This is a genomic window from Herbaspirillum sp. UBA812 (assembly GCF_002296545.1).
GTDB lineage: Bacteria > Pseudomonadota > Gammaproteobacteria > Burkholderiales > Burkholderiaceae_D > Herbaspirillum > Herbaspirillum huttiense.
Map to the genome: position 1 here is coordinate 1 of NZ_DBIC01000340.1, position 9029 is coordinate 9029.

11 protein-coding genes are annotated in these 9029 nt (G+C 63.9%); 2 read left to right on the forward strand and 9 right to left on the reverse strand.

The annotated features are described in order from the left end of the window. A partial coding sequence (locus B3873_RS22870) for a DUF6537 domain-containing protein (protein WP_286869237.1) occupies positions 1–202 on the forward strand: 202 nt, incomplete at its 5' end. A 34-nt stretch (positions 203–236) separates the two neighbouring features. Here B3873_RS22870 and prmC read toward each other — a convergent pair. From prmC to minC, 8 genes are all read right to left on the reverse strand, one after another. After that, positions 237–1070 carry a peptide chain release factor N(5)-glutamine methyltransferase gene (gene prmC / locus B3873_RS22875; RefSeq protein WP_286869238.1) on the reverse strand — a complete coding sequence of 278 codons (834 nt, stop codon included), beginning with the start codon at positions 1068–1070 and terminating at the stop codon, positions 237–239. Continuing rightward, positions 1070–1564 (reverse strand): disulfide bond formation protein B, encoded by a 495-nt coding sequence (locus B3873_RS22880; RefSeq protein ID WP_034331943.1) that lies wholly within the window; start codon positions 1562–1564, stop codon positions 1070–1072. The genes prmC and B3873_RS22880 overlap by 1 nt, the downstream gene beginning before the upstream one ends. Positions 1565–1763: 199 nt before the next feature. Next, complete coding sequence (gene prfA / locus B3873_RS22885; protein ID WP_286869240.1) at positions 1764–2843, reverse strand: peptide chain release factor 1; 1080 nt, start codon at positions 2841–2843, stop codon at positions 1764–1766. A 107-nt stretch (positions 2844–2950) separates the two neighbouring features. Continuing rightward, positions 2951–4243 carry a glutamyl-tRNA reductase gene (gene hemA, locus B3873_RS22890; protein ID WP_286869242.1) on the reverse strand — a complete coding sequence of 431 codons (1293 nt, stop codon included), beginning with the start codon at positions 4241–4243 and terminating at the stop codon, positions 2951–2953. Between the two features lie 276 nt (positions 4244–4519). Beyond that, entirely contained in the window at positions 4520–5221 is a 702-nt protein-coding gene (locus B3873_RS22895) for a response regulator transcription factor (protein ID WP_134223565.1), read from the reverse strand. A 121-nt stretch (positions 5222–5342) separates the two neighbouring features. Then, positions 5343–5612 (reverse strand): cell division topological specificity factor MinE, encoded by a 270-nt coding sequence (minE, locus tag B3873_RS22900; RefSeq protein ID WP_006465131.1) that lies wholly within the window; start codon positions 5610–5612, stop codon positions 5343–5345. A gap of 1 nt (position 5613) precedes the next feature. After that, complete coding sequence (gene minD, locus B3873_RS22905) at positions 5614–6429, reverse strand: septum site-determining protein MinD (protein ID WP_286869243.1); 816 nt, start codon at positions 6427–6429, stop codon at positions 5614–5616. A 72-nt stretch (positions 6430–6501) separates the two neighbouring features. Continuing rightward, entirely contained in the window at positions 6502–7299 is a 798-nt protein-coding gene (minC, locus tag B3873_RS22910) for a septum site-determining protein MinC (protein ID WP_209532540.1), read from the reverse strand. Between the two features lie 291 nt (positions 7300–7590). On the opposite strand from minC, the gene B3873_RS22915 reads away from it, so the two are divergent. Next, positions 7591–7866, forward strand: a complete 276-nt coding sequence (locus B3873_RS22915; RefSeq protein ID WP_286869244.1) for a HigA family addiction module antitoxin — start codon at positions 7591–7593, stop codon at positions 7864–7866. 96 nt (positions 7867–7962) lie between these two features. On the opposite strand, the gene B3873_RS22920 is transcribed toward B3873_RS22915, so the two are convergent. After that, positions 7963–9029: BMP family ABC transporter substrate-binding protein (locus B3873_RS22920; protein WP_286869245.1), on the reverse strand; the 1067-nt coding region annotated here is incomplete at its 5' end.

Sequence of the window (9029 nt, forward strand, 5' to 3'; positions counted from 1 at the left end):
GCTGGCAAAGCTCACGCCAGAGAACCTGGAACAGGTGGTCGCCGTGGCCCGCATTCCGGAAGAGATTCGCGGCTATGGCCACGTGAAGGAACGCCATCTGAAAGCGGCCATGCAGAAACAGGCCGCTTTGCTGGCACAGCTCGAACAGGGATCCTCGCAGCAGCCGCACTCGCCGCAAGGAGGCGGCAAGCGGGCGGCCTGAGAGAGCGGGAGGAAAGTCGGAAACGGTCAGCGGATCAGCCCAGGCGGCCGCCGCTGACCCGTTCGATACCGGCGAGGTCGCGCCAGCTCTGGACTTCCTTGAAGCCGGTGCCGGAGAGCAGTCCACGCACCGCAGCGGCCTGGTCGTAACCATGTTCCATCAGCAGCCAGCCGCCGGGCAGCAGGTGCCCCGGTGCGCCGTCGATGATGCTGCGCAGGTCGGTCAGGCCATCAGCGTGATCGGTGAGCGCATCGATCGGTTCGAAGCGCAGGTCGCCCTGGGAGAGATGCACATCTCCTGCGACGATATAAGGCGGGTTGGAGGCGATCACCGCAAAGCGCTGATCCTCGGGCAGGGCGGCGTACCAGTCGCTTTCCAGCAGCGTGACGCGGACCTGGTTGGCCGTGGCATTTTCGCGTGCGATAGCCAGTGCAGCAGCGCTGGCATCCAGTGCCGTCACCACCGCATCGGGCCGCGTATGGGCGATGGCGATGGCAATCGCCCCCGAACCGGTCCCCATGTCCAGCAGGGCCGCGCCTTGCGGCAATCTTTCCATGGCCAGTTCCACCAGCAGCTCGGTATCGGGCCGGGGGATCAATACATCCGGCGTCACGCGCAAATCCAGTCCATAGAATTCGCGCTGGCCGATGATGTAGGCAATCGGCTCGCCGCGCAGGCGACGGGCGTAGAGGGCTACAAGGCTGGCCGATTCAGCGGCATCGAGCCGCCGTTCGGATTGCGTGATCAGTTGCACGCGCGTCATGCGCAGCGCGTGGCACAGCAGGATGCGGTTCTCCAGCGGGTCCAGCGGCGCCGTCTTCAATACGGTGGCCAGCGTGCAGCCGGCATAGCTGGAGAGCGGCTCCATCACTTCCAGATGGTGGTGCGCGGGGCGCGCTTGAACAATTGCACGGCCAGCACCAGGGCCAGCACGCCGAACCAGATCAGCGACCAGGTCGGGATCTGCAGGCCAAACACTGGCGGCCAGGGGGCCGAGCAGAATCCATCGGCCGTGAACATCTGCGGCCACAGCTTGGCCGTGGGCAGCTGGTTGAGCGCCGTTTCCAGCGGATCGGTGGTGCAGGAGACGCCCGGATGCGCCTTCACGTACAGATGCCAGATCGCGGTGCCGGCGCCAGCCAGCGCGGCCAGCAGGCCCAGGCCGGCGCTGCCGCGGCGGGCGGCTTCGGGCATCAGTGCGCCGATCAGGGCGAAGGCGCCGACCAGCACGAACATGTAGCGCTGGATCACGCACAGCGGGCAGGGCTGCATTTCTTCGACGATCTGCAGGTACATGGCAACGCCCAGCAGGGCAGCGCAGACCAGCGCCACCAGCAGGAAAACCGCTTTGGATGATTTCATGGTTGAGGGTTCAGTGATTCATTAATGGAGGGGGACAGCGCCGGGGCAGTTCGATGGGCAGGGCCGCAGGGATTATCCGGCGGCTTTTTTGCCATGACGCGATTGTAGAGAAGTCCGGGCCTGCGTGCATGCTGCCCGCACAGGCAAACCGGCGGCAAAGGCACTCTGAACCCATCCCTCCGGCTTGGTTCCGGTGGCCTCAGTCGTCGCCCAGCTGGGCCAGCAGTTCAGCCTGGTGCTCGGTGATGAGGGCATTGGTCAGTTCGTCCAGGTCGCCATCCATGATGAAATCGAGCTTGTAGAGCGTCAGGTTGATGCGGTGGTCGGTCATGCGCCCCTGCGGGAAGTTGTAGGTGCGGATGCGCTCGCTGCGGTCGCCCGAGCCGATCAAGGACTTGCGGGTGGCGGCTTCCTTGGATTGCTGCTCGCGCAATTGCACGTCCTTGATCCGTGCCGCCAGCACTTTCATGGCCTGCGCCTTGTTCTTGTGCTGGCTGCGGTCGTCCTGGCATTCCACCACGATGCCGGTCGGCAAGTGCGTGATGCGCACGGCCGAGTCGGTCTTGTTGATGTGCTGTCCCCCGGCCCCGGAGGCGCGATAGGTATCGATGCGCAGGTCGGCCGGGTTCATGTCCACATCCTCGACTTCATCGGCTTCAGGCATCACGGCCACCGTGCAGGCGGAGGTGTGGATGCGGCCCTGGGTCTCGGTGGCCGGCACGCGCTGCACGCGGTGGCCGCCGGATTCGAACTTCAGGCGCGAGTAGGCGCCGAAGCCGGCGATGCGGGCGATCACTTCCTTGTAGCCGCCCAGTTCCGATTCGGAGGCCGAGACGATCTCCACCTGCCAGCGCTGGCGTTCGGCATAGCGGGTGTACATGCGCAGTAGGTCGCCGGCGAACAGGGCCGATTCGTCACCTCCCGTTCCGGCGCGGATTTCCAGGAAGATGTTTCGTTCATCATTGGGATCCTTGGGCAGCAGCATCTTCTGCAGATCCAGCTCCAGCGCCTCCATGCGGGCCTTGGCGCCATCGATTTCTTCCTGGGCGAAAGCCTTCATGTCGGGGTCCGACAGCAGCTCGCCGGCGGTGCGGATATCTTCACTGGCCTGCACATAGTCGTGGTACAGCGCCACCAGCGGGCCCAGTTCGGCGTGTTCGCGGGTCATCTTGCGGAAGTTGTCCATGCTGGACGTGGCATCTTCCTGGGCCAGCAGGCTGTTGAGCTCTTCCAGCCGTTCGGCGAGCTGGTCGAGTTTGGCGAGCATTGAGGGTTTCATGTGGTCGGGAAGTCAGTATCGGTCAGCAATGAGGGGGACGACGGCAGCCGTCGGCGACGGCGCGAGGGTGCCAGCCGCAGGCAGCGGCCAGCGCGGCGGGAGAGGCGCTAACGCTTGGCGCGGAACAGTTGCGGCAGCAGCGAGACCAGTTGGCTGCGCTGTTCGCCCTGGGCGTGATGCAGGGCCTGTTGCGGGCCGTGCAGGAACTTGGCGGTCAGGCCCTTGGAGAGGGCGTCCAGCACCGCTTCCACATCCTCGCCCTTGGCCAGCATGCGGCGTGCGCGTTCCAGTTCGGCCAGGCGCAGGGCCTCGCCGGTTTCATGCAGGTCCTGGATCAGCGGCACCATGGCGCGGCTGTCGATCCAGTGCATGAAGGATTGCACCCGGGTTTCGATGATGGCTTCGGCCTGGGCGACCGCCGCCTGGCGGTTTTCGACGCCGCTTTGCACCACCGAGGCCAGGTCGTCCACGGTGTAGAGGAAAACGTCATCCAGGCGGCCCACTTCAGCCTCGATATCGCGCGGCACGGCCAGGTCGACCATGAAGATGGGTTTGTGGCGGCGTGCCTTGACGGCCCGTTCCACCAGCCCCAGGCCGATGATGGGCAGCTGCGAGGCGGTACAGGAGACCACGATGTCGAAGCTGGCCAGCTGCGCCGGCAGGTCGGCCAGGCGGATGGCACGGCCGCTGAAGCGATGGGCCAGGGTTCCGCCGCGCTCCATGGTGCGGTTGGCCACCGTCAGGGTCTTGGGATTCTGGGCCGCGAAGTGCGTGGCGCACAGTTCGATCATCTCGCCCGCGCCGATGAAGAGCACGTTCTGGCCGGAGATCGAATCGAAGATGCGCTGCGACAGGCGCACGGCAGCGGCGGCCATCGAGACGCTGTGCGCGCCGATTTCGGTGGTGCTGCGCACTTCCTTGGCCACCGCGAAGGTGCGCTGGAACAGCTGGTGCAGATAGGTGCCCAGGCCACCGGCGGCATCGGCCTGGCGTACTGCATCCTTCATCTGGCCCAGGATCTGCGGTTCGCCCAGTACCATCGAGTCCAGCCCGGAGGCGACGCGGAAGGCATGGCGCACGGCATTGTCCTGCGGCAGCGAATACAGGTAGGGACGCAGGTCGGCGTAGGGAATGTGATGATACTCGGCCAGGAACTGCGCGGTACGGTCGATGGCGAATTCCACCCCGTCTTGCCCGGCGGCCGCAGCGGCATACAGCTCGGTGCGGTTGCAGGTGGAGAGGATGGCGGCTTCGCCCGAGGCCACGATCTTGTCATTGCCGCCGAACCACGCACGCGCGGACGCCACCGCCTGACCGATCTGGTCAGCGGGGAATGCCACTTTCTCGCGCAGCGAGACCGGCGCGGTAGTGTGGTTGAGTCCGACGGCGAGCAAATGCATGGAGGAATCGACTATAAGGCAGCAGTGCCGATGAGCTGGGAAATTGCACTTCTATGGCTGTGAAACTGAATGAAAAGCGTACGAAACAATGCAATTCGTACAAAATCAGACAGATTCGGCCCCGGTTTTGGGAATAATTATACTCTTTGCCCACACTCGGGTTGGGACGGCACCTGATAATCGGTATATGTCCCTGACATGGATCAGGCTTGGCGCAGATGGCCGGGGTGCCGATGCAACACTCGCCGGCTGGCCTGCGCGAAGGTTCACTGCGTGTTATTCCAGCCGCTCCAGCTGGTAGCCGTAGCCATAGACAGTGGCCAGCTGGTAGCCATTGCCGGGATGCAGCTTGAGCTTGGTGCGGATGCGCGAGACGTGGGTATCGATGGTGCGGGTCGGGGTGTCTGGTTCGGCCCCCCAGATGCGTTCCTGCAGGAAGGCGCGCGACAGCGGGCGTCCCAGGTGCTGCATGAACAGCAGCGCCAGTTCGACTTCCTTGCGGGTCAGCGTGGCATCCAGGCCGGGCCGCTCGGGATGGGTGATGCGCAGGCGCGCCAGGTCAACCATGAAGCCGCCGGCTTCCACCACACTGGGCGGGGCTTCGTAGGGCTGCGCGGCCAGCAGCAGCAAGTCCAGCCGCAGGGCCAGTTCCTGGCGGTCCACCGGCTTGACCAGGAAATCATCTGCACCCGCCATGCGCAGGTTGCGCAGCCAATGCTGATGGGCCGGCGTGCACAGCAGCAACACCACCGGCCGCGCCTTGGAGGCCGCCGGCGGACGGTGCTGCTGGACCAGCATGGTGACCGCATGCTGATGCCGCTGCAGGTCGTCCAGATCCAGCACGACCAGGTTGGCGCGGTCGGCACAGGCGGCGGCAAAGCCTTCGACGCCGCTGTAGACCTGGCAGTCATGGCGATCGGCCAGCTGCGTGACCAGGGTCACGGTATCGGCGTCTTTGGAAAGGATCCCGATTTTCATTGCATCAGTTCAGGGCAGCAGTAAAGGCAGTCAACGCGCAGAGCCCGGGTGTGGTGGACCGTATTGGCAAAAAGGGCAGCCGAAGCTGCCCTTTTCTTCATGCAGAGTGCGGCGTGCGTGCTCAGGCAGCCGGTACGTCGCTGTCAGGCAGCACCACGTTCACATCCAGCACTTCCAGGTTGCCTTGGCGGTCCAGCGAGATCTTGATGTCGTCGGCGTTGACCTTGGTGTACTTGGAGATGACCTCGATGAGTTCCTTGTGCAGGGCCGGCAGGAAGTCCGGGCCCTGGCGGCCGTTGGAACGCTCGCGGGCGATGATGATCTGCAGCCGCTCCTTCGCCGCCACCGCACTTTTGGGCTTGCTGGGGAACAGGAAAGAAAGCAGGGACATGTCACTTACCTCCGAAGATGCGCTGCAGGAAGCCCGGCTTTTCGTAGGTGGTGAAACGCAGCTCGACGGTCTCGCCGAGGAAGCGCGATACCACGTCCTGGTAGGCCTGGGCCACGTCGCTGTCCTTCATGTGGATGGCGGGGGAGCCCTGGTTGGAGGCCTGCAGCACGGTTTCCGATTCGGGGATGATGCCGATCAGGGGAATGCGCAGGATTTCCTGCACATCCGTATAGGACAGCATCTCGCCGTCTTCCACGCGCTTGGGCGAATAGCGGGTGATGAGCAGGTGTTCCTTGACCGGCTCGCCGCCCGAGGAGGCGCGGCGCGACTTGGCCTGGATGATGCCGAGGATGCGGTCCGAGTCACGCACCGACGACACTTCCGGGTTGGAGACCACCACGGCTTCGTCGGCAAAGGTCAGCGCCATCACCGCACCGTGCGGGATGCCGGCCGGGGAGTCGCAGATGATGTATTCGAAGTCCATCTTGGAGAGGTCGTTCAGGACACGCTCCACGCCTTCTTCGGTCAGGGCGTCCTTGTCGCGGGTTTGCGAGGCCGGCAGGATGAACAGGTTGTCGCAGTGTTTGTCCTTGATCAGGGCCTGGTTCAGGGTGGCTTCCTTGTTGATCACGTTGATCAGGTCGTAGACCACGCGGCGCTCGCAGCCCATGATCAGGTCCAGGTTGCGCAGACCGACGTCGAAGTCGATCACGGCCGTCTTGTGGCCGCGCATGGCCAGGCCCGATGCGAAACTGGCGCTGGACGTCGTTTTGCCGACGCCGCCCTTACCCGAAGTCACAACGATGATTTTTGCCACGAAAAACTCCTTAAGAAGAACAGTACGCCGGCGGTTCCGGCTGGATTCGTTTAAATGATTTACGCCGCAGCCTTACGATGCCGCCATCGGCAGCACGTCGATGCGTTCGCCCTGCAGGCGCACCTGCACCTGCTTGCCGGCGAGTTCGGGCGCATGACCGTTCTCGAAGGTCCGATAGACCCCCGCAATGGAAACCAGTTCCGCTTCCAGTGAAGCGGCGAAGATGCGCGCGCTCGTATTGCCCGAGGCACCGGCCAGGGCACGGCCGCGCAGCGGTGCATAGACGTGGATGCAGCCATCGGCGATCAGCTCGGCACCGTTGTTGACCACGGCCAGCACCACCAGGTCGGCACCGCGCGCATAGATGCGCTGGCCGGCGCGCACCGGGGTGTCAATGACCACGGTGTTGGCCACCGGGGCCGGGGCGGACTGGGGAGCGGGCGCAGCGGGAGCGGCCGGTGCTGCGGGGGCGGCTACCGGTGTCGGTGCCGGCTCGGCTTGCTGGGCTGCCGCCTCCTGCGCACGTGCATTGGCGGTGCCGGCACCGGCCACGGCCGAATTGTCGATGGCCAGGCCCTGGGCGACGATGCCGCTGTGCAACTCTTCCGGCGCATTGCGCACGGCCACGGTATTCAAGCGGAAGCGCTTGAACAGGGCCACCACGGCGCTCCAGTCGATGGCCGCAGCGGCCGCTGCATCCAGGGTGCCGATGTCCAGTACCGCGAATTCGTCTTCGAAGAAATCGGCGACGCCGCCAGTCATTTCCTTCAGGGCTTTTTCCAGCGAAGTCGGATCGGTTTCATGCAGGATTGCCGAAATGGCAACTACAGTGGAAATTTTGATTTCGATCGGTTTGCGCGTTTTTTGCATAAATCCTGTAGTTCAAGGCGGCGGAAAGTGAAGAAATATGCAGGCTTTCCACCCGGTTTGGCTGTGCATTATACAGGCTGGATGCGGCTGCGAAAGCGGTGGAGCGGGGGTTTTCGGCAGGCAAGGAGGGAGCGCCGCGGGTGCCGTCGATTTGTCAAATATTTATGGCAAAAAGCCAGTGCGGCGGGACAGCCGACAGCTGTTTTGTAAAGAGTGGCGGTACAAGATACATCTATCGCGAGAACAAGCGTCAATGCGACTATCACCAATCCAAATCAACGGAGGTCAGTCATGACGCGCATGTTCAACCCGCCGCACCCGGGCGAGGTCCTGAGGGAATATCTGGGTGAGATGACCGTCACGGAAGCAGCCATGCGTCTGGGCGTCGCCCGTGTCACGCTGCAGCGCATGGTCAATGGTGCCGCCGGCATTTCGCCGGACATGGCCTATCGCCTGGCGGCGGCGTTCGGCACCAGTCCCGAACTCTGGGCCGGGATGCAATTGCAGTATGACCTGTACGAGGCCGGCAAGCTGGCCCGTCCGGTGATCGAGCGCATCACTGCGTGACCCCCAATAAAAAACCGCCAGCACCTCGCGATGCCAGCGGTCTTCATCAAGTCCGCCCCGGCCGCCTGACAGCAGCGCCGGGGGCAAGCCGAAAAATCAGCCCGGTACCTTGCCGTCCACGCCCTCGACGTAGAACTTGATGCCATGCAGGAAGCCGTCATCCGCAACGGCGTCCTTGCCCAGCACTTCCTTGCCGGCGTTGTCCTTGATCGGACCCTTCCAGATCGGGGCCGAGCCGTCGACGATGCCCTTCTTGCGCTCTTCCACCAGCGACTTCACGTCGGCCGGCAGTTCAGGATTGAAGGCGGCCAGGTCGATGCCGTTTTCCTTCAGGCCGATCCAGCTGGTGCTGCTCTTCCAGGAGCCATCCAGCACGGCTTGCACGCGTGCGGTGTAGTACACGCCCCAGTTGATCATGGAGGCAGCCAGGTGCGCCTTGGGGCCGAAGCTGGTCATGTCGCTGTCCCAGCCGAAGGCATACACGCCCTTTTCCTGCGCGGTCTGCACCACGGCTGCGGAGTCGGTGTTTTGCATCAGCACGTCCACGCCCTGGCCGATCAGGGTGGTGGCGGCTTCACGTTCCTTGCCCGGATCGAACCACTTGTTGACCCATACCACGGCGGTGGTGGCCTTCGGATTGACCGAACGCGCACCCAGGGTGAAGGAGTCGATGTTGCGGATCACTTCGGGAATTGGCACCGAGGCCACCACGCCCAGCTTGCCGGACTTGCTCATCTTGCCTGCGACCACTCCAGCCAGGTAAGCGCCTTCATAGGTGCGCACGTCGTATTGCGCCAGGTTGTCGGCGGTCTTGAAGCCGGTGGCGTGTTCGAACTTCACATCCGGGAATTCCTTGGCGACCTTGAGCATGGCTTCCATGTAGCCGAAGGTGGTGCCGAAGATCAGCTTGTTGCCATCAGTGGCCAGCTGGCGGAAGACGCGCTCGGCATCCGCTGCGGATTCAGGAATGTTTTCCACGAAGGTGGTCTTGACCTTGTCGCCGAATTTTTCTTCGACAGCCTTGCGGCCCTTGTCATGCGCGAAGGTCCAGCCGGCGTCGCCCACCGGGCCGATGTAGACGAAGGCGACCTTCAGCGGATCAGCCGCCGGTGCAGCAGCAGCCGGCGCAGCAGCGGGCGCGGCGGCAGCGGGTTCTTCCTTCT